We start from the raw sequence: 20,975 nt of genomic DNA, 5'->3' as shown, positions 1-20,975 counted from the left end.
CATATTCTGTCTCAGATTTTTTGTTTCGCACAAAGCGCACGAAAATGTGACTGAAGAATCCTCCAGTCACATAAATGATAGAGACAATTAAGCAATGGCCTCAATACTGTATGTTCATTTTTTAGTGATACCAAAACACTTTTTATAGCGGATTGTCTTGTTTGAGGATCTGTGATTTCAGGTCAACCAATAGCTTGATGTAGGTGTGCTGTTTCTTTTGATGAAGCAAATAAGTGCTGTTTGATTCACCTGCTTTTTGAGAAGAAAAAGGGTGAGTAACAAGGGCGTTTATTTGGCTGGTTGCAAAAGTTCTATCAACAAGTTGGACAATGAGAAATATTGGATGCTCCAATCGTTTTTTGTCCATTTATATTTCTCATTCAGTGGGATACACCAAGTGAATGTCATTTTTTTCAATGATTCTATGATAAATCTTAGGCGGTTTTTTATTGGTAACAATCGCATCATAATCATAATAATCACCTATCTTGAAAAAATGAGTAGAGTCAAATTTCGTTTCGTCAGCCAATAAAACAATCTCTTGTGCTTTATTCATCATTTCTTTTTTGATTTGTGCTTGATTGAAGTTTGCTTCATAAATCCCTTCATGGTCGAGCCCGCGACAAGATAAAAAGGCAGCATTGAAACGAAAGGAACTGGTAATGGGATCAAGTGTATTTGAAATAACTGTACTAGCATTAAGTTTGACTTCACCGCCAGTCAAATAAATTTTTAAAGATTCGTTCTGACATTCACTTAACTTTAAAGCTGTACGCAAACCATTGGTAATGATAATTAAGTTAGGTATCTTAACAAGTAGTGGAATAAGGTGTAGAACCGTACTGCTGGAATCTAAAAAAATACACATACCTGGTGCAATAAAATCTCGTGCTAATTCACTGATGATCTTTTTTTCCGGGATATTACTGGCTTCTCTTTGAAGATAAGTATATTCCATGTTTGTCGTTTCGTTCAAGATCGCTCCGCCCCAAGTTCTGCGGATCAATTTTCGTTTTTCTAGCTCAAGTAATTCTCTGCGAAGTGTACTTATACTACAGTGAAGGTGAGTACAAAGTTCTTTGGAAGTTGCTTGTTTCTTTTTTACCAAATAGCTTAAAAGATCGCTTGTACGTCTAGTCTCCATTTTTTTCTCCAAGTTTTTCTTTTATTATAGCGCTTTCTTTTTGCGAATAAAATGCTTTTGAATAAAAATGAATGAGTTGAACAAAAATCTTGCTAATTTTTGAACAATGATCAAAATTTTAAGCAAGGATTTCCTTTGTTTAGAAAGCGCTTTATAATCGAGGCATACATACGTTGGAATAAAAGGAAACGATGGAAGAATAACAGATAAAAATTAGATTTGTGATATATGTAAATAAAATGTGGCGGCAAAAAGCTGGGGTGTCAGGATAATGAAAATGGTTCTATGAAGTTGATGGATCAGCTTTTTTAGGTATTTTCATCGGGATCAGCAGCCTGTAGATATCTATTCATTGACCAGTGCGGATGGAATTGTGAGGAGTAATTATAGAAATGAAAAGTTGCTATTTATAACTAAAGCCCTAGATAACACGACAGGATTAGCTAAAGAATCAAGGAGGGACATATGGTACGAGAAGTTGCTACTAACGGGAAAAATAAACAGCACAGACAGCTTTCTAAGTCGATTTTATCTTATCTTTTTGTCTTTCTAGTGCCATTTTTTATGGTATCGTTAATTTGGTTTCATACGGCTAAAGAAAGCATTAATCAGCAAGTTGTTTTGACAGCCAAAAATCAGTTACTCCAATTGAAGTACTCATCTGAAAATAAGTTTTTGCAATTGGATAATATCACTCAACATATTCCTTATAACACTAATCTTTCACCTGGAAGGCTTTCCCATAGTTATTATGCTCGTGAAGGACAGCTTAGCTTGCAACAATATAAGCTAAGTAATGATTTTGTTGAGGAAATTTATCTTTACTACAAAGAAAAACCAAATACATTGTTTTCATCTACCGGTAGCTTGTCAGTGGACAATTTTTTGCAACGAAAAATCAATAATCATTCGCTTGATAAAAAAGAGCTGCTTTCACATCTTGATAACGATATTCCAACTGGACTAACCCTGAAAAAAGAACCTAATTCCACACAACTTTTTTACATTGTTCCAATTAAAGATGCAGAAATGCATTTTTATGGCGCAGCAATCTATTCAATCAATCTTTCGATTTTGAATAAGCTGTTGAATCTTTCCAATAGTGATGGTATCAGTACCAACTATCTGATTGATGACTCGTATCGTATTCTAGCAGCAGATACCAGTAATAACAAACTAACGGCGCATTTGCATCAGCCGAAGCAAATTCAAATGATCTTGCAACAGGATAATTTTTACTACAACCATCGAAACTATCTTGTCCAGTCTTTGAATAGCAGGGATTTGAATATGTCATTTGTTTCTGTAATGGATCCATCACAAGCTTTGACAAAGATCAATACCATCCACCAAAAGTTTTTAAAACTTTTTTTTGTGATATTTGTGTTTGGTCTAGTGCTTGTAGTGATTATAGGTACTCGTTTTTCACAGCCAATCCGCAACATTGAAAAATTGATTGATCAATATTATCGAAATAAAATCGGTGTAGCTGTTTCCAACGGGAATGTCTATGAAACGTTGGCGCAATTTTTGAACGAACATGAAGAGCTACATAAAGAAATTAAACGACAGACTCCCCATGCGAGAGAACAGGTCCTTAGAAAAATTTTAGGAGGGAAATTTAAGTCTCCAGAAGATTCATTAGTTCTACTGAACTCTGTCCAAGTACATTTTACCGGTACTTGCTATTTTGTCGTCGTAGTTGATTATCCTATCCAGAGCATTGACGACACAGCTAATGAGTTACCGCTGAAAGTAAGTGGAAAGAACTTTTCGGGATATGGTACAGAGATCCTATCTGCAGGAGTGACCGCCTATATCTTTAGTACCTATGAAAAAACTAGTCACAAGAAAGTTGTAATAGAGATGATTCAGCAACTAAAAAAAGCGTGTTACGGTACTTTTAGGATAGGAGTAGGAAATAGTACTGAAAACCTTACGAAGATCAATGCTTCTTATATTGAAGGTTTGGCCGCATTAGACTATTCAACAGTAGAAAATAACTTTGTTTTCTATAATGAAATTCCAGGTGAAGAGTCTTCAACCAGCATTAATTACCCAGATGGAGAAAAACTGAAATTGATTCAAAGTCTGCGTCAAGGAGACTTAACGATCGCTGCGGAAACGATAGAATCGTTGATTGAGCGGGGGATTAAAGAACATTTTTCTTATAGTGGACAAAAAATGTATGGTTTTTATCTATTAAATGCAGTTGCTAAAGTAAGTAGTAATTTGCAAAATAAAACAATTTTGAAAAAAGCAGAAAAAAGTGCCAAGTTTAGTAATTTACTCGAATTGAAGCAACAACTATTAATGCTCGCAAAAATGATCTGTGAGGTTATGCAAGTTAAGCCACAAAATCAAGAGTCTGTGCTGAAAAAAGAATTGTTCGAATATCTTCACAAAAACTATGCTTCTTCCCAATTATCTATGGAAAAGTTGGCAGATGAATTTCAACTTTCAGTTTCATACCTTAGCCGTTTTATCAAAAAAGAAACAGGTACTACTTTTTCAAAATATCTGCAAGAATTGCGGCTAGAAAAAATCAAGCAAGACTTAATAGAAACTGATTTGCCAATAAAAACGATTATTCAAAAGAATGGTTATTATGATGTTTCAAACTATACGAGAAAATTCAGGACGAACGTTGGTGTGACTCCAGGTCAATACCGAACAATGAATAGAGAAGGAACTTTATAAGCAATAAATAGGAGTAAACTAAGGGGGGCATCGAACTGGAGCAGGACGAAGAAGTCATTTTATTTCCAGTTTTGAGCTTCTAACTAAAAAAACAAAAGCAAATAATTGTAAAAGACTGAAATAACTACCCAAATTGTTGCTTTTTCAGCATATAACTTGGGTAGTTATTCAAATGTTTTACTATATTTCTCACTAAAAGTATGTTTTTACAAGCTTTCGATGCCAGTATTTTTTGTGAATCGACGAAGGAAGTATCATCTGCTTTATATTTGTTCTTTAATCGTCTTTCAAGGTAATTTCAATTACTGGGATCAGCACATCAGGCTTGATGATTGGCAAGGTGATGACAAGATCTTCTGGAGCAATGACTGCTTCTGTAGAAGTAATCACTTCGTCCGGATCAAATCCTCGATAAAAAATTTCCGAGCCATCATTGAGCAGACGAATAAACTCAACTTTACCTGCTAATCCTTTAAGATGAAGGTTGCGGTAAGGATAAGAAAAGAGATGCAGATAAAGCTTGTTTCCATTTTGTGTATATCGGCAATCGTCAGGAGCTTCAAAGGCGCTATATGAACAGCCAATGACAGATGCTTTGTGAAGGGTCATCCAATCCCCGATAGCATGAAGCCGTTCCAACGTTTTCGTATCAATCATTCCTCGTGGATTAGGACCAATATTCATCAAGAAATTCCCATTTTTTGAAACGGTATCAATCAGCATTTTCAAAAGCATCTCACTACTTTTCCATTCCATATTGTCACGGTCATACCCCCAAGTGCCATACATTGTCTGACAGGCTTCCCAGATAACAGGCATGCCGTTTTTCTCTAATGGTTTATCAGGTTGAAACTGTTCTGGAGTAGTGATGCCATGGCCTAAATCAAGCCGATCATTCAATAGGAGATGGGGTTGCAGTTCTAAGCAGAGCTTTTCTAGTGCTTCGCTATCCCAATCAATGTGCCCTTTTCCTTTTGACCAACCCCAATCGCGGTGGCTGTAAGAAAAATCGAACCATAAATAATCGATTTTTCCATATTCTGTCAGTAGTTCTTTGACTTGTTCGCGAAGATAGCGTTGATAAATCTTGATATCTCTTTCGGAATTTTTTTCTCGCAGTTTCTGGTTCTCTCTTTCAGGATGCAGTCCGTCCAGTGGGAAATGTTCATGGCGCCAATCGATCAGTGAGTGGTATAACCCGATTTTGATCCCGACTTTGCGAAAAGCCGGGAGTAGCTCTGCCAGAAGATCTCGTCCAAAAGCAGTATTGGTGATTTTGTAATCAGTTTGTTTCGTATCCCATAAGGCAAAGCCTTCATGATGTTTTGTCGTGAATACCATGTATTTCACCCCACAGCGAGCGGCTTCTTTTGCCCAAGCATCTGCATCAAACAAATCAGGGTTAAAATGCTGAAAATATTTTTTTGAATATTCCTTTAAAGAGACTTGTTCTGTGGTCATAAACCATTCGTGTCTAGCTCCCACACTGAACAAGCCAAAATGGATAAACAAACCAAAACGATCATGGATAAACCAGTTAGGATCAGGATAGTCGGTAGGCCAATTATTGAATTTTTTCATATGAACACTCCTAATTTAAAAATTGTGTATTTGTCATTGTTGTTTCTTTGATTTTCCATTTATTCTCTTCAAAAATAAAGGTGTGATATGCCGTTGTGATATGATCTCGATATGCCTTCTTCCCATGATTCACTGTTTTTTGTTCTGCCACTACTAACATCGATTGAGGTGCTTGTTTGATTACTTCGAAAGAAAGCAGTTCATGACTGACATCATAGTCTTTAAAAAATTGCTGCATTTCTTTTGTGGTCGCTTTATGTGCATCTTTGACTAGTGTTGCTAAATAGTCGTTCAGATTTTTATCCGTTGCAGCCTTTAAATTTTGTTGTAAAATCTGATGGCAGATGTTCGCAGTTCTTTGATTATTGATTTTCCCAGTGATTTTAGTAGATGTCTGTTTTGCTTCGACACGAGGCACGTTTCTGACAAGCTGAGAAGCAGCAGTGACCAACAAAAAAATACTCAGAATGACCAAAAAAAGAGTTCTCTTTTTCATTTTTTATCCCTGCCTTTAGATATCTGATAGTTTACTAGCACTATAAATTCCATGGAACAAGTTTCGCCCGACACCGCTTGCTGTTTTGAAAGGAGCATCGAAGGGTAAAGGCGTTTGCTCAAGCTCAGGCAATTGCTTGATTTCTCCTGTTAAAAATTTCTTCAGTCGCCAAACGGTTGTTTCTATCCGACTTTTTAAGGCACCGTAACGAAGATCGATAATTTCATAGCCAAAGGGTTTATTCCATTCAAACCATAGCTGGCGATGGAGGTGTTGCAACTCATTGATCTTTTTGGTGAGAACTTCCAGTTCGTGAAGGATTAGTTGTAACTGGTCATTCCTTTTTGATTGGTAGGCTCGATAAGAGCGACCGATCAAATTTGTTTTTACAAAAAGGACTTGTGCTAATTTCTGATAAAAAGTAAACATCGTTTGTGTGTCCTCATTAGCTGTTATGCTAGATAGTTTCTCACTTAAGTCCTTATAATGCGAAGGAAGTTCTAAATTTTGCAGATCAACATCGTAAAGACCGTATAATAGATCTTGATAAAGTGCCAACTTACTACTATTTGATCCATCAGGGTTATTTTTTGCTACACCTTTCGTCTGATCAAAAGCATCTAGCAGTAAAAAATCATCAGCCTCAAGATGGTGGAAGAGACGGAAACGCTCTTTAATCAGTTCCATGCTTACTTCAGGAGCAAATTGTTCCTCGCTGAATTGTTGTAATCCTAACAAACTTGCGATGATCGGTGTTTCAGCACTATCATCGCCCCATAAAGTAGCATAAACTTCGTTGATTTTTTCCTCTTTTGCGACAGAAAGGCTAGCACTGGTCGTTTCAAACGATTTTCCATAATTTGGTGCAAGACCATTCCACGTCCAGATACCGCCCGCAAAAACGATCGGTCGTTGCAATTTTTTATGATTTGAAAAATGCAATTGGTATTCTTCTTTTGAATGATGGTAATAATCCCAATAAACCATACTAATTTCAGGAATCTTTGCAATCAAATCTTCTGGAAAATATACGTCTTTATCGTAATAGTCTCCTGACTTTGAACCGATTCTAAAAAACATATCGCTCCACATCATGGGCTGTAACTGATAGTTCCTGCAGATTTCCATTACTTTTTTCAGATGCTTTTCCATAATATCAAAGCGATCGATCAAACCATGCTGGGTTAAATAATGACCACGTCCCAGATCATGAGCTTCGTCCATCCCGATATGAATTTTTGACGTTTTAAAAGCGGCTGCGATCACAGAAATTGCACGATCTAAAAATTGATATGTTTTTTCCTCTTCCACAAGGAGAATATCACTTGTATCTCTCATGCCATTGGCAAATCCCCATTTTAGCGGATTAGTTAAATGAGCCAGCGTTTGAATACAAGGAATCAGCTCGATTCCTATTGTGTCTGCAAAAGCATCCAACGCCTTTAATTCCTCAAGAGAATAGGCACCACGACAATAACCAAAATAAGGATAATCAGGGATTTGATACGTATCTTCCATATAAAGCATGCAGCTATTTAATCCCATCTTGCTACAAAGAACAAAAAAGTGTTTCAGCTGATCAACAGTCATCACAGCATTTCTAGAAAGATCTACCATGGGCCCAATTTTTTCAAATTGCGGAAACTCTTCATAAACAAATTCTTCTTCACAGCGATCTAACCAGAGTGACAGCGCTCGAAAAAGATGGGCTTTTTCCTGAAAATAGATAAACGTTTCGTTTTCTTTATTTTCAATTTTTAATGAACCGTTACGCTGAATCAGTTGGAGTGGTTTTCCATTATCTGAAATAGTTAACGCTAATTCGTTTGTCGCAATTTCAAAAAAATCACGCATGACATCTGTAAGTTCGATTGAAACTTGCATAATAACCTCCTTGAAGTAATCGTTTTCATTTTCAGTATATAGCACTTGTAAAAAAAGAAAATAACTAGCTTGAAAGTACATAATCTGTTTATTTGACATAGTGAAAGTTGATGAATATACATAGCCAATCAGCTTCTGGAAAATAATAAATGAAAGAAAAAGCTAAAGGGATAAGTAACAGGTAGTAGCCTTAGCAAAAATTGAAAAAAGGCTTGAGTCAACGATTGGCAGAAGGTTCCCTTTGATGGCGACAATTATGAATAAGGAGTGAAACAGACATTTGACTTTTACCTAAAGGGCTGACGAATCGCATTGTAGATTGTAAGTTAAAAAAAGAGCTATTATTGAGGTTTCCTTGTAAAATCTCCTCGCAGTTCTGTTACAGCTTTTAGCTGTTTGTTTGATTTAAGGTTTGTTTTTTGTTATTGCGTTAACGTACGATTTTTTTCTTCAATTTTAATCATTGATTGCAAAGAGAACCAACTTAATGGCAAACAGAATAAAGGCACAAAAGCCACGATTGTCAAAATTGGGAAAAAGGTAGAGACAGCCGTCACGACAAAGATCCCCAGAATAATCGCTACGGTTTCAATCAAGCTACACAAAGATAGAAATAATGCTTGTTTGAAATATTGTGTGAATGACAAATCATAACGTAAAAATACTGGGAATAAATAAAGAATGACTATGACAGTTGCGATAAATAATAATAAGATCCCCATATGAATGAAAGGGTTTTGTAAATACACAGCTGCAATTCTCAGATCCATCCATAGAAATCCTAGTAACATGCCAGCAGCATAGCCTAGTTGATTTGTTGAAATAAACAGATTATTGAAGCTTGTTTGAAAATCTGAATATAAGACTTGCGGAATTTGTTTTTCTTCAAATAAATGATAGAAAAATTTGAGAACGGTAACACTTGCGGGAAAAGTTCCTAGTAGAATACAACCTTTTAATACCGATAAAAACCAAAATACTTGGAGCTTGATGAGAAAAAGCAAGAATTTTCCTAAAGAATAGGTGAAATCAAAAATAGAATGTGGTGATCGTTTATGTTGATTCATAGCTAAAACCTCCTTGTATTAGTCATACAGCTCTTTTTATTATAGTTAGGTTTATTTATGTTTTCTATCAGTATGCGATTATTACATAGCTTTTTCTACTTTTACATAGTTACTTTCCGACTAAGAGATAAGATATAGATATCCTCTAAATAAGTTACGCTTTATGCTGTTTTTACATAGCTTATGCTTTTTACATATTGCTGTTGCCTTGCTTTTTTTGTAAATTTAAAGCACAAACATGAAAGGGGTTTCATAAATGGCGATACGCGGAGATATCGAGGTACCTAAAGAGGTTGAATTAGATCATAGGACTTATCCAGAAACAGAAATGCTAAAAGAACGATTAGAATGGTTTCAAGATTTAAAACTTGGCGTGATTTTTCACTACGGACTTTATGCTCAAGCAGGAATCGTAGAATCTTGGCAACTTTCTGAAAAAGACCTTTGGGCAAGAGAAGGGCGTGAGTTTCGGAAAGATTTTAAACAACTGCAACTAGACTACTGGAATTTGATTAAAGAGTTTAACCCAGAAAAATTACAGGCAAAGAAATGGGCAAGTATATGTAAAGAAGCAGGCTTTAAGTATTGTATTTTTACAACGAAACATCACGATGGGTTTAATATGTACAATACTCTTGAAACAGAATATAAGGTTGGCGGTAAACAAAGCCCGTTTAAAAGAGATATTTTAAAAGAAGTTTTTGAGGCTTTTCGTAAAGAAGAAATAGCAACAGGAGCCTACTATTCAAAAGCCAATTGGTATTCGTCGTTTTATTGGTTAGATGACGATACGATCAAGGGGCGTCATGCGAGCTATGATACGGAACGTTACCCAGAAATTTGGCAACGTTACGTAAGTTTTGTTCATAATCAGATTAAAGAAATCACGCATAACTATGGTCATGTGGATCTTTTATGGTTAGATGCTGGTTGGTGTGGACAGAAAAAAGAAGACCTGGAAATGGATCGATTAGCAGAAATCGCTCGTGAGAAGCAACCGGAATTAATTATTGTGGATCGTATGATGGGGGGCAGACATGAGAACTATGTGACCCCTGAACGAAAGGTGCCAGAACTAGCTGAAATTCCCAAGAAAGTTTGGGAAAGTAATATCCCGATTGGTGATGATTGGGGCTATGTACCAAATGATCGCTTTAAGAGTTCCCAAGAACTATTGGAAACTTTTGTCGATGTGGTCAGCAAAGGTGGGAATTTGATCTTAGGAGTTGGGCCAAAACCAGATGGTACCTTTACTGATGAAGAAACCAAAATCTTACAGGAAATTGGGAATTGGCTAAATATCTATGGAGAAGGAATCTATGAAACTCGCTCACAACCTAAAGAATGGCAAAATCAGTGGAAATTGACATACAGCAAAGATCAAACCATACATTATGCCTTTCAAAGTATTCGCTTTACACAAGAAAAAATATTTTTAGCTGACATTGAGGCCGATAAACATCATGTGATTAAAGATTTATCTACAAAAAAAGAATTAGAAGTATATACGGAAGAAGATCAAATATATATCCTCAGCAGTGAATTAGAGAAACCAGCAATTGGGCTGATTGGTCTTGAAATTTTAAAAAAGCCACAAGGATAGAGATGAGTGAACTTCATAAAAGGAGGTTAAAAAATGGCTGATGCATTACTTGATGTCAATAAAGAGAAAGAGAAAACAAAATGGTCAGAGATCAAAAAAAAATTATATAAAAGCCGACAGCTGTATGCTTTTGTCATTCCAGCATTGGTGGTGGTTGCTGTTTTTTCTTACGGTCCCATGTACGGCGTGATTATAGCATTCAAGGATTATATCCCATCATTAGGAATTTTTGGAAGTCCTTGGGTAGGATTTAAGCATTTCCAACGTTTTTTTGATTCCTACTATTTCTGGGATCTAATTAAAAACACGTTAGGTATCAGTATATATTCTTTGGTCGTAGGATTTCCGCTACCGATTATTTTAGCATTAGCACTAAATGAGTTGAAAGATGGAAAATTTAAAAAGTTTACGCAGACAGTGACTTATGCACCTAATTTTATTTCAGTCGTTGTCGTATGCGGTATGTTAATTGCTTTTTTGACGCCTTCCACCGGTATTATTAACCATCTATTGGTTTTTCTAGGTTTTGAGCGAATTAGTTTCATGACAGATCCTCGTTGGTTTAAAACGATCTACGTATTATCTGGGGTTTGGCAAGGAACAGGATGGGGTTCAGTGATTTATTTAGCTGCATTATCTGGTGTTGATACACAGCTTCATGAAGCTGCAACTGTTGATGGTGCAACGAGATGGCAAAGAATCTGGTATATCAACCTACCGACTATCATTCCTACTATTGTTATTTTACTGATCATGAATGTGGGGAGTTTGATGTCATTAGGTTATGAAAAAATCCTGTTGATGCAAAATGCGTTGAATATGGATTCTTCAAATGTGATTGCCACGTTTGTTTACAAACAAGGGTTGCTTGATGCACAGTACAGCTATGCATCAGCTGTCGGACTGTTCAATGCAGCAATCAACGCATTTTTATTGATCACAGTAAATAAAATTTCGCGTAAAGTCAGCGAAACAAGTTTATGGTAATGGAGGGAAAATAATGTATTCAAAAGCGATCCGATCATCGAAAGGTGACAAATTTTTCATGTTTCTCATCTACTTGTTTATTGCCATTGCCCTTTTGTTGGTTATTTATCCATTGATTTATGTTATAAGCGCATCTATATCTAGTCCGACCTCCGTCAATTCTGGAGAAATGTGGTTATTGCCAAAAAAGATCACTTGGGATGGTTACAAAACGATTTTTACGTATAAAAGTATCTGGCAAGGTTACCGGAACACGATTTATTACACATTACTAGGAACATTTATCAATTTATTATGTACACTTCCTTGTGCATATGCTCTAGGAAGAGCAGAATTTTATGGGAAAAATCTATTTATGAAGTTTTTGATGGTTCCTATGTTTATCAGTGGCGGTTTGGTACCTACTTATTTATTGATTAAAAATCTAGGGATGAATGATTCGATTTGGGCGTTAGTTATTCCAGGGGCCGTTTCAGTTTATAATATTGCAATTACACGTACTTTCTTTCAATCCACCATTCCTAGAGAAATGGAGGAAGCGGCATTGATTGATGGATGTTCTGACTTTCAGATATTTATGAAGATTGTTTTACCTTTATCAATGCCAATTATTGCAGTAATGGGACTATTTTGCGGAGTGGCCCATTGGAATAGTTATTTTAGTGCGTTAATCTATTTAACAAACAAATCAATGTATTCGCTTCAATTAATCCTGCGAGAGATTTTAGTGAATCAAGATTTAACAAAAGGAACAACAGAGATGACAGCAGCGGTAGCAGAAGTAGCTTATAGTAAACAACAGCTTGCACAAGTCATTAAATATGGAGTAATGATCGTTTCGACATTACCAATCATTATGATCTATCCGTTTTTACAAAAGTACTTTGTTAAAGGTGTCATGGTTGGTTCTTTGAAAGGCTAACTAAAAAATAAATAAGAGAGTGAGTGGAATGAATGAAAAAATGTTATTTAGTAATTGCATCATTAGTGTTGACAACAACTCTTTTGGGTGCTTGTGGGAACAAGGGAAATACTGCTGGAAAAGAAGAAACTATTGCCGTTGAAAAAACCGGAATGCCAATCGTCAAAGAAAAAATCAACATGACGATGATGGCTCCTGGTGGAGAAGCAGAATGGGATGAGTTAGCTTCGGCTAAAGCGTTAGCGGAATTAACTGGAATCAATTTTGATTATATTACTCCGCCAAGTACAGATTTTGAAGCGAAATTGAATTTGGCTTTTGCTTCTGGTGAGTTACCTGATGTTATTTTTGGTGCAGGAAGTGGTCTTTCAAATGCCAAACAATCAGATTATGGATCACAAGGAATTTTAATTGCCTTGGAGGATTTGATTGATGACTATGAGCCAAATTTAAAGAAAATCCTTGATGAGAACCCAGAGTTCAAAAAATCAATTACTGCACCAGATGGTCACATTTATTCTTTACCACGATTATATCCAGAAGATACCTCTAGCCCTCTTTATATCTCACCTTTATGGTATAACGGCGAGTGGCTAGAAAAATTAGGGGTAACCGAATTGCCAAAAAACACGGATGAGTTATATAAATTGTTGAAGCGATTCAAAGAAGAAGACCCCAACGGTAATGGCAAACAAGATGAGATTCCGTTATCAGACGGCAACAAGTTGGCCATTATTCGTACGTGGTTGCTACCTGCTTTTGGTATGAAATCTCTAGGAATCGAAGAAGTTAACGGAAAAGTGCGTTATGCTGCTGCATCGGCTAACTATAAGGAATATTTAACGTATATGAATAAACTTTATTCTGAAGGATTGCTGGACCCAGAAGTCTTCTCGCAGTCAGAAGAAAAGTATCAAGGAAACACACAAACAGATAAAGTCGGTTTATTTGGCGCGTATGCTTCATACATGGCTACTGGTAAAATGCCTGAGGATTCTTTATCAGATCCAATGTTTTCACCAGTTACTTCAAGTATTCAAAATACACCTTTAGCACCGGGTCATCCTCGTGTAACAACTGGAACGTTTGCGATTACCAATAAATGTAAAAGTCCAGAGGCAGCAATGCGATGGGCGGACTATCTTTACACAGAAGAAGGCCAAGATTTAATGACAAAAGGTCCAGAAGGGGCATTTTGGAAATATGAAACAAACGATTCTGGAGAAAAAGTTCGGGTATATACAGGTGAAAATAAACAAAAGATGGAAGAAGACCGTGGGAAAATTGCAATGGATTATGGCTTAGTCGTACCGGGATTAGAAGACGATTATGCCCAAAGTGTTTTAGCTAATGTCAACGATCCTGATCCTAGTGTATGGACGGAATTTCGCATGAAAGAAATCAATGAGAAAATCATGCCCAATACCGAGGTACCTTTCCCAATTGTTTATATGACGAAAGATGAAGCAGATCAAATTGCGATCAACGCGACGGACATTCGGACTTATGTAGAGCAAATGGAAGCTAAATTTATTACAGGTGTGGAAAGTTTGGCTAAATGGGATGAATATGTCAGTACATTAAAATCAATGGGATTAAATGACTTTGTCAGCACTTATCAAAATGCATATGATCGTTGGGCTAAAACCGAATAATCATCTTTAACATCAAAGTGGACGTTTGGGATGTTCCTAGCGTCCAGCTTTGTTTGAACAAAATATCAAGAGTTTGGAGAAACCAAAATGAGATCATTAGCAACTAGCATAGCGATGATGGTCAAACAAATGGTTTCATGATAAAGATCAAAGAGAACGAGTATCACACTGACTAAATAATTTTGCCAAATCATGGTAAATATAAATGAGAAAAAGAATGAACCAACATAAACGATGATCATTGGGTTCACTGACTGAAGGGAATCAGTGGATAAAACGATAGAAAAGGAAGGAAATTTTAAATGGATACATTTCCACAAAACTTTCTGTGGGGAGCAGCGGCTTCTGCCCCTCAGACAGAAGGAGCTGCTTTGGTTGATGGCAAGAGCCCATCAACTTGGGATAAGTGGTTTGAAATAGAACCAGAATTGTTTTATAACGGAACAGGACCAGAAAATACCTCTAATACGTATTATCAATACAAAGAAGATGTTGCCTGTATGAAGGCAATGAATTTAAATTCCTATCGGACATCGATTGCTTGGACGCGTCTTTTACCGGATGGCAAGACATTAAATCCGCAAGCTGTTGATTTTTACCGAGCCTATTTTCAGGAAATGCTGGATAATGGCATTGAGCCGATCATCAATTTGTTCCATTTTGATATGCCTTGGTGGCTGATGGAAAAAGGTGGCTGGGAAGTTCGTGAGTCAGTTGATCATTTTGCATTTTACGCAAAGACTGCGTTTGAAGCTTTTGGCGATTTAGTAAAAAAATGGGCGACGTTCAATGAGTCTCTTGTACACATCGAATGTGGGTATATGGGAGATGCACATTGGCCCAAGGTGCATGATTTTAAACGAGCTATACAAGTTGCCTATCACACACTACTAGCGCATGCGAAAGCTGTAAAGGAGTACCGGCGCTCTTCTTTTAATGACGGACAAATTTCTATCATTCTCAATTTAGCACCCGTTTACTCTAAAAGCGAAGAAGCTGAAGACGTGGCTGCTGCAAAGTGGGCAGACCTGTTTTATATTCGCAGCTTTCTGGACTGTGCGGTACGAGGTACTTTTCCAGAAGAGCTGGTAGAGGTATTACGAGAAAGTGATTTGCTTCCTAAAACAGAAACAGGTGATAAAGAAATTTTTGCGGAGAATACAGTAGACTTTATTGGTTGTAATTATTACCAGCCATTACGTGTTCAAGCACCTCAAGAAAAGAAACGACCAATCACAGGACTAAGAGATTTATTCCGAGGTTATGATTGGCCGGAGAAACGAATTAACCCACATCGTGGCTGGGAGATCTATCCGCGGGGAATCTATGATATTGCGATGCGGTTAAAAAACAGTTATAGCAATATCCCTTGGTATATTTCAGAAAACGGGATAGGTGTGTCGCAAGAAGAACGGTTCAACAATAAAGAGAATATGATTGACGACAACTACCGAATTGATTTTTTATTTGAACATTTGACGCAACTGCAGCAGGCAATTTCAGAAGGTTCTCCTTGCTTTGGGTATCATATGTGGACATTTGCTGACTGTTGGAGTTGGTTGAATGCCTATAAAAATAGATATGGTTTTTATCGTGTCGATCTGGACAATGGCTATAAACGGTTACCGAAACAATCAAGTTTATGGATGGCACAGGTAATCGCTGAAAACCGCTTAGTTGAACCGTTTGCTCAAAACTCAAGTAGTCATTAAAGGCTAGTAAAGAAAAAAACGATAAATGATTTACTTTTTCCAACTTTTTCTTTCAGTGCGAAGAGTTCTGCAATGAAATAAGTAATGGCATGGCCAACTTTTTAAATGACTGTTCCATGGTACTTCGCGCTATCAAAAATTTTGTTTACGATTGTTTGATATAAAAGTAAGGTGGATCGGAATATCTTCCATTCTAGAAATTATAGCGTCAGTATTGCTTCTTTCGGTTTTTTTGCTATTATTAAGTAGGAGAAACCATAAAGGAGCGAGACAAATGTCAAAAATTTTAGTTTTTGGTCACCAAAATCCAGATACAGATGCAATTGGAGCGGCAATCGCCTTTTCGCACTTGCAAAATCAACTAGGAAAAGAAACTGAAGCTGTAGCTTTAGGTACACCTAACGAAGAAACACAATATGCATTAGATTACTTTAAGTTATCTGCCCCACGTGTCGTTCAATCAGCAAAAGAAGAAGCAACACAAGTGATGCTAGTGGACCATAATGAATTTCAACAAAGTATTTCTGATATTGCAGAAGTAGAAATTTTAGCGGTCGTTGATCATCATCGGATTGCAAATTTTGAAACAGCAAATCCACTTTATTACCGAGCTGAACCAGTAGGTTGTACAAGTACAATCATTTTGAAGTTATATAAAGAAAACCAAGTAGAACTTCCTAAAGAGATTGCTGGCATTATGCTTTCTGCAATTTTATCTGATACATTGCTATTCAAATCACCAACATGCACATCAGAAGATGAGGCAGCTGCAAAAGAACTTGCAACAATTGCAGGCGTTGATTTGACAAGCTATGGGTTAGATATGTTAAAGGCCGGTACAAATCTTAGCGATAAATCAGCTGCAACCTTACTTGATCTTGATGCCAAAAGCTTCCCAATGGGAGAAGCTAATGTTCGTATTGCACAAGTGAATACAGTCGATTTAAGCGAAGTAATGGCTCGTCAAACGGAACTGGAAGAAGCGATGACTGAAGAAATGGCTAAAAATGGATATGACCTCTTTGTCCTAGTGGTAACGAATATCCTAGATAGCGATTCGGAATTATTAGTGGCAGGTCAAGGATTAGATAAAGTCGAAGAAGCTTTCCAAGTTAAATTAACGAACAATCGTGCCTTATTAAAAGGAGTTGTTTCTCGTAAGAAACAAGTCGTTCCTCAGCTAACAGCAGTTTTTAACTAAGCTAGCTAAGGGGTTGCTAACACCTTTTATTCGATAGTTATTAAAGAGCCTGACAGCTATTTGTTCCAGGCTCACAATGCCAGCCTAGCTTGTTCGATCAAAATGAGGTTGGAACAGAAGTGATCCAGCTTTAAAAAATAAGCCGAAGAATCCGAAAATAGTTGCTCGTATTTTTGGGATTCTTCGGCCTATTTCCAATTGAGCTAGGGAAAACGAGAAGGGGAAAAAATGAACTATTTTTATTCACAAAATCACCAGCAGTTGCTTAGCAAACTAGTAAACAATGCTGTTTTTCCAACTTTGATTGAGTATTTGCATCATCATCAAGAAGAAGACATTATTTTGAGAGAGTTGAAAAAAAATTTTGATCAACCGAAATTTGAAGCTTTTCTTGATCAGTTGATTGATGAAAATCTAATCAAGCGGGAAAATCGTCGTTATAAGTTGAATTTTCCAATATTTGAGGAAGAAACTTATCAAAAAGAAATTGAAGAAGCTGCAGCCCAGATTTTACAAGCTATTAGTCATTTGTCGCAAACGGAAAAACAGTTGGTTATGGGAAATGAATGTTGGCAAGAATGTTTCGTGTCTAATTCAACCTATTTTTATGCAACCTTAGAAGATCTTATTCCTGTGACGAGACAGGTTGCTGGCAATGAGAATTATCGATTTGTTTCTTTAAATTATCATAACAAGTTATCTTATTCTCTTGCCAATTATTTTTATTTACAAAAGAAACAATTACCTGTGCCATCAGAATTTTTAAAACTTGTAGAACTGATCGGTGACGTCAACGAAACTTATTATTTTGATCAAGTTGAAGTAATCATTGAGCGTATCCAAGCTCAAAAATATAAGAATCGTCGTTCCAGTATCTTCTTTGATTCACTGATCTTGTCGAATACTGTTAAAGTTGTGAAAACTGATGATCAGCTCAACTATCAATTAGCATTGCCGTTGGTTAAAACGGCAAACAGCAGAAGACAACTACCCAAAATCGCTGCTGGAAGAACCGTGGAAGAGCATGCTTATATTGCTAGAAAAGTCTATGATCGTCTTATCAAGGAACTAAATTTAGCAGATTTTTCTTATATAGAAAAAATCAACTGAAAAATTTTTAGACTCAACTGTTAATAATCCTCAGACATCAAAGTTATCAGAAATGACTAGCTTTGATGTTTTTTATGTAAAGTTCAATCATTTATGTCTATTGTAAAGGATTCTTTATTAGCAATATCATCCGAAAAATAAAAAACAGTTCAAGGCACTTAGACTTACTTGTCCTGAACTGTTTTTCTTATTTGCCACATCATCATTCCTAAACACGAAATGAAGAGTAATTCAAGAAAATTACTAGTGATTTGAATATTTGCTGGATCAAAAGTTGGCGCTAACGCTAATACAAGAAAAGAAAAGACACTATAGACAAAGCAGAATAGTGGGATTAGTTGCATTAAAAGTGGCAAGCGTAACTTTTTGAATATTAGTGAAAAATAAAGTAAGTAAAGATGGATAAAATGATAACCAGTCCATTCAGTATAAAAAGAACAATGAATTTTGGTTAAAGGAATAGAATAAAACGGTCAGCAATGCGAGCAACCTAGATGCAACAAAAATTGTAGCAGCTTCATCCATCTTTTTGGGGATTTGTTTTTTCACATATGTTCGAAAAGCCAATGAAAAAATAAAACCACACAAAGATGAAAGAATTAGCAAGAAGAGGCTCTCATCTACCTGACTTAAACCGGGGTGATCTAACAATAACCAGCCAAAGGCATTACATGGTATATCGGAAGATCTGAAATAGGAATAGCATAAGAACAAAAAAAGTGTCAATAGGGCGAAAAGCGTCCCTATGTGCAAAAATGTACTTGTCTGTCGTTTCGTTTTCATATATTCTCCTGATAAAAATAGTGTTAATCAGATATATGATAACAAAATGATGAGTATATGTCGATGCTTTTTAATGGAAATAAAAATAAAGGCTTTTTTTATATGGTAAATTTCATTTTAACTTCAATTACAAGTTTTCAAACTAATTTAATTAAAGGTTTTACTAATGATGTGCCTCACTTAAATGTTTTTATTCACAAAGAATTTTAGTGAAAACATTGATTATTACTTATGAGTTAATAATAGATCAGTTTGATGTAGATTTTCCCAAAAGTATATTTATTCTCTATTTTAAAAAAGGAGAAGTTTGAACATGAAATGCCTGAAAAAAGAATTAAATTTTTTCAGAACTAGACAGACAAAATGAGGAGCATGACAAAAAAACAAGAGGTACTTATAGGTTGTTAGGTCATTTTGATTGTGAACAATTATTTAGAAAAAAGAAAAATTAAAATTTAAGCCTTTTTTGTTCTAAATGATGATAAAACGATTATAATAGAATTATAAAGAGAGTTGGTGATACGAATGAAAATAATAAACCGAGCCATAGGAGTCACTCATGTTCTCAGTGTTGCCTCTTGTGGATATTTAGATTTATATTCACTTCAGCAGCCCATCGTAGCCAATAATAATATCTTTCAGATATCATTGACCGATAGCTTGCTTTTAAGTATTTTTTTATTTTCCGTGATCTTTATCGGAAATATTTTTGGCAGCTTTGCTAGTTTTTTTAATTTCACAATTTATCCACTGCTTACCTTAGGATTAGGACTAGCTGGTCTTTTAGCATTATTGCTCTTTTCAAGAACGATGAGCTTATTTTTGATTTTGTTTGGTACGATTTGTTTATTTCAAATTGTGGTTAGTGGATGGGAAATATTTCGTTCGACTATTTTGATGAAGATCGGAGACTAAAGAAGTGAATCCAATTATATTAAAACGTAAAGTAAATAATATTCCATTATTAGAAGTTGTCCTAACCGAATTAAGAGCTGAAAAAATTCCGATAATTATTTATTATCATGGTTGGCAAACGAGTAAAGAATTAGTTTTGACACAAGGAAGAAAGTTTGCTAAACAAGGATTTCGTGTCTTACTACCAGATGCAATGAACCATGGTGAAAGAAAGCAAGTAGTTTCTGCTATTCCTTCCTTTACCTTTTGGAATAGTATTTATGGAAATTTATTTGAATTTGAGACTTTATTGAAGCACTTAGAAAAACGAGATGTTCTTCATGAAAAAGTAGCTGTAGGTGGCGTTTCAATGGGGGGGATGACGACTTGTGCGTTGTTAACAAAACATCCGCATTTGGTTGGTGGTATTTGTCTGATGGGTTCCCCTGCGCCTGAACAGTATGCTAAAGAAATTTACAAAAGAGCTCATCAGTACCAATACATACTGCCGAACGATTATTTTGATTTAATTTCTTGGGTCGAAAAATATGATTTATCTTTGCAGCCAGAAAAACTAGCTGGGCGACCTTTATATTTTTGGCACGGTGAAAAAGACGAGAAAATTCCCTTTCAACAAACCAATGATTTTGTGAAAAATAATCAAAAAGAACGTTATGGTCAAGGAATTGTTTTTGATTATTCGCAAACCGAAAAGCATATGGTAAAAATCCCATTGATGGATACAGCAACCAAATTTTTGGTGCAAATGATGAATGAATCCAAAGAATAGAAAAGACAGGTGTATTCTGATTTTTTATAACAAATTAAATAGATAAAGAAGTAAACAATGCTATGAAATAAGCAAAGTTGAGGTTGAGAAAAAATCGTTTAGCATCAAGAAATACGAAAGAATATCCAAAAATTGACAAGAAACACAAACACTGGTTTTTGTTATTGATGGATACTTACTAGGTGTTTCTCAAATTTTTAGTCAATTTCGGCAAATTTTTTGAAGTTGTTGCTCCTTAAACACCGTTTATTCGTTTTAGAGATACTAGAAGAGGAGGCTATTTTTGGCTTAGTCTCATTCTTTGCTATTTTTCTAGTTCATATCTGAAACTAGAAAATAGATGGAGATAACGTACATTTTTCTAATAAGATGGAGTAACTGGCTTTCGATTCTAGTGAACTTTTATTAAAAAGATGCTGGCGTGCAGATGATTTTTACGATATTTC

16 protein-coding genes are annotated in these 20,975 nt (G+C 35.9%); 10 read left to right on the top strand and 6 right to left on the bottom strand.

The window, feature by feature from the left end; all coding sequences use genetic code 11:
* Window positions 1-142 precede the first annotated feature (142 nt).
* Both EHR_RS12275 and EHR_RS12270 read right to left on the bottom strand, forming a co-directional pair.
* A complete protein-coding gene (locus EHR_RS12275) occupies window positions 143-367 on the bottom strand; it encodes a hypothetical protein (RefSeq protein ID WP_014834732.1) in 225 nt (74 codons plus the stop codon).
* A 9-nt stretch (window positions 368-376) separates the two neighbouring features.
* Window positions 377-1,144: a DeoR/GlpR family DNA-binding transcription regulator gene (locus tag EHR_RS12270; RefSeq protein WP_010737385.1), complete on the bottom strand. Its 768-nt coding sequence runs from the start codon at window positions 1,142-1,144 to the stop codon at window positions 377-379.
* 465 nt (window positions 1,145-1,609) lie between these two features.
* Here EHR_RS12270 and EHR_RS12265 point away from each other — a divergent pair, with 465 nt between their 5' ends.
* The gene (locus EHR_RS12265; RefSeq protein ID WP_010737386.1) at window positions 1,610-3,844 is read left to right on the top strand and encodes a helix-turn-helix domain-containing protein; all 2,235 of its coding nucleotides are present in this window, start codon (window positions 1,610-1,612) and stop codon (window positions 3,842-3,844) included.
* 276 nt (window positions 3,845-4,120) lie between these two features.
* On the opposite strand, the gene EHR_RS12260 is transcribed toward EHR_RS12265, so the two are convergent.
* From EHR_RS12260 to EHR_RS12245, 4 genes are all read right to left on the bottom strand, one after another.
* Window positions 4,121-5,425: an alpha-L-fucosidase gene (locus EHR_RS12260; protein WP_010737387.1), complete on the bottom strand. Its 1,305-nt coding sequence runs from the start codon at window positions 5,423-5,425 to the stop codon at window positions 4,121-4,123.
* A 10-nt stretch (window positions 5,426-5,435) separates the two neighbouring features.
* Window positions 5,436-5,921: a hypothetical protein gene (locus EHR_RS12255; RefSeq protein ID WP_010737388.1), complete on the bottom strand. Its 486-nt coding sequence runs from the start codon at window positions 5,919-5,921 to the stop codon at window positions 5,436-5,438.
* Window positions 5,922-5,936: 15 nt separating this feature from the next.
* Window positions 5,937-7,805, bottom strand: coding sequence for a beta-N-acetylhexosaminidase (locus EHR_RS12250; RefSeq protein ID WP_010737389.1), 1,869 nt, complete (start codon window positions 7,803-7,805; stop codon window positions 5,937-5,939).
* A 422-nt stretch (window positions 7,806-8,227) separates the two neighbouring features.
* Window positions 8,228-8,872 (bottom strand): DUF624 domain-containing protein, encoded by a 645-nt coding sequence (locus EHR_RS12245; RefSeq protein ID WP_010737390.1) that lies wholly within the window; start codon window positions 8,870-8,872, stop codon window positions 8,228-8,230.
* 256 nt (window positions 8,873-9,128) lie between these two features.
* Between EHR_RS12245 and EHR_RS12240 the strand changes: the two genes are divergently transcribed.
* The 9 genes from EHR_RS12240 to EHR_RS12200 all read left to right on the top strand — a co-directional run bounded on the left by EHR_RS12240 (window position 9,129) and on the right by EHR_RS12200 (window position 20,529).
* On the top strand, window positions 9,129-10,475 hold the full coding sequence (locus EHR_RS12240) for an alpha-L-fucosidase (protein WP_010737391.1): 1,347 nt from the start codon (window positions 9,129-9,131) through the stop codon (window positions 10,473-10,475).
* A 33-nt stretch (window positions 10,476-10,508) separates the two neighbouring features.
* Window positions 10,509-11,462 (top strand): ABC transporter permease, encoded by a 954-nt coding sequence (locus tag EHR_RS12235; protein ID WP_010737392.1) that lies wholly within the window; start codon window positions 10,509-10,511, stop codon window positions 11,460-11,462.
* A 10-nt stretch (window positions 11,463-11,472) separates the two neighbouring features.
* On the top strand, window positions 11,473-12,384 hold the full coding sequence (locus EHR_RS12230) for a carbohydrate ABC transporter permease (RefSeq protein WP_371196538.1): 912 nt from the start codon (window positions 11,473-11,475) through the stop codon (window positions 12,382-12,384).
* A 32-nt stretch (window positions 12,385-12,416) separates the two neighbouring features.
* On the top strand, window positions 12,417-14,039 hold the full coding sequence (locus tag EHR_RS12225) for an extracellular solute-binding protein (protein ID WP_010737394.1): 1,623 nt from the start codon (window positions 12,417-12,419) through the stop codon (window positions 14,037-14,039).
* A gap of 302 nt (window positions 14,040-14,341) precedes the next feature.
* The gene (locus EHR_RS12220; protein ID WP_010737395.1) at window positions 14,342-15,751 is read left to right on the top strand and encodes a glycoside hydrolase family 1 protein; all 1,410 of its coding nucleotides are present in this window, start codon (window positions 14,342-14,344) and stop codon (window positions 15,749-15,751) included.
* A 274-nt stretch (window positions 15,752-16,025) separates the two neighbouring features.
* Complete coding sequence (locus EHR_RS12215; RefSeq protein WP_010719439.1) at window positions 16,026-16,952, top strand: manganese-dependent inorganic pyrophosphatase; 927 nt, start codon at window positions 16,026-16,028, stop codon at window positions 16,950-16,952.
* Window positions 16,953-17,180: 228 nt separating this feature from the next.
* Window positions 17,181-18,062: a DUF1803 domain-containing protein gene (locus EHR_RS12210; RefSeq protein ID WP_010737396.1), complete on the top strand. Its 882-nt coding sequence runs from the start codon at window positions 17,181-17,183 to the stop codon at window positions 18,060-18,062.
* Window positions 18,063-19,370: 1,308 nt separating this feature from the next.
* The gene (locus EHR_RS12205; protein ID WP_010719436.1) at window positions 19,371-19,760 is read left to right on the top strand and encodes a hypothetical protein; all 390 of its coding nucleotides are present in this window, start codon (window positions 19,371-19,373) and stop codon (window positions 19,758-19,760) included.
* A gap of 4 nt (window positions 19,761-19,764) precedes the next feature.
* Complete coding sequence (locus EHR_RS12200; protein WP_010737397.1) at window positions 19,765-20,529, top strand: alpha/beta fold hydrolase; 765 nt, start codon at window positions 19,765-19,767, stop codon at window positions 20,527-20,529.
* Window positions 20,530-20,975 lie beyond the last annotated feature (446 nt).

Origin of the sequence: Enterococcus hirae ATCC 9790, assembly GCF_000271405.2 — a bacterium.
In the GTDB taxonomy this organism is placed as follows: Bacteria; Bacillota; Bacilli; order Lactobacillales; family Enterococcaceae; genus Enterococcus_B; species Enterococcus_B hirae.
Note: the sequence above shows the minus strand (reverse complement) of the source record. Positions and strands in the feature narration are given on the sequence as shown.

Bases quoted from the DNA above. Each gene is read 5' to 3' on its own strand.
- EHR_RS12240 (WP_010737391.1), top strand. From the start codon at position 9,129: ATGGCGATACGCGGAGATATCGAGGTACCTAAAGAGGTTGAATTAGAT.
- EHR_RS12275 (WP_014834732.1), bottom strand. From the start codon at position 367: ATGGACAAAAAACGATTGGAGCATCCAATATTTCTCATTGTCCAACTT.
- EHR_RS12205 (WP_010719436.1), top strand. From the start codon at position 19,371: ATGAAAATAATAAACCGAGCCATAGGAGTCACTCATGTTCTCAGTGTT.
- EHR_RS12225 (WP_010737394.1), top strand. From the start codon at position 12,417: ATGAAAAAATGTTATTTAGTAATTGCATCATTAGTGTTGACAACAACT.
- EHR_RS12270 (WP_010737385.1), bottom strand. From the start codon at position 1,144: ATGGAGACTAGACGTACAAGCGATCTTTTAAGCTATTTGGTAAAAAAG.
- EHR_RS12210 (WP_010737396.1), top strand. From the start codon at position 17,181: ATGAACTATTTTTATTCACAAAATCACCAGCAGTTGCTTAGCAAACTA.
- EHR_RS12255 (WP_010737388.1), bottom strand. From the start codon at position 5,921: ATGAAAAAGAGAACTCTTTTTTTGGTCATTCTGAGTATTTTTTTGTTG.
- EHR_RS12235 (WP_010737392.1), top strand. From the start codon at position 10,509: ATGGCTGATGCATTACTTGATGTCAATAAAGAGAAAGAGAAAACAAAA.
- EHR_RS12215 (WP_010719439.1), top strand. From the start codon at position 16,026: ATGTCAAAAATTTTAGTTTTTGGTCACCAAAATCCAGATACAGATGCA.
- EHR_RS12220 (WP_010737395.1), top strand. From the start codon at position 14,342: ATGGATACATTTCCACAAAACTTTCTGTGGGGAGCAGCGGCTTCTGCC.
- EHR_RS12250 (WP_010737389.1), bottom strand. From the start codon at position 7,805: ATGCAAGTTTCAATCGAACTTACAGATGTCATGCGTGATTTTTTTGAA.
- EHR_RS12260 (WP_010737387.1), bottom strand. From the start codon at position 5,425: ATGAAAAAATTCAATAATTGGCCTACCGACTATCCTGATCCTAACTGG.
- EHR_RS12245 (WP_010737390.1), bottom strand. From the start codon at position 8,872: ATGAATCAACATAAACGATCACCACATTCTATTTTTGATTTCACCTAT.
- EHR_RS12265 (WP_010737386.1), top strand. From the start codon at position 1,610: ATGGTACGAGAAGTTGCTACTAACGGGAAAAATAAACAGCACAGACAG.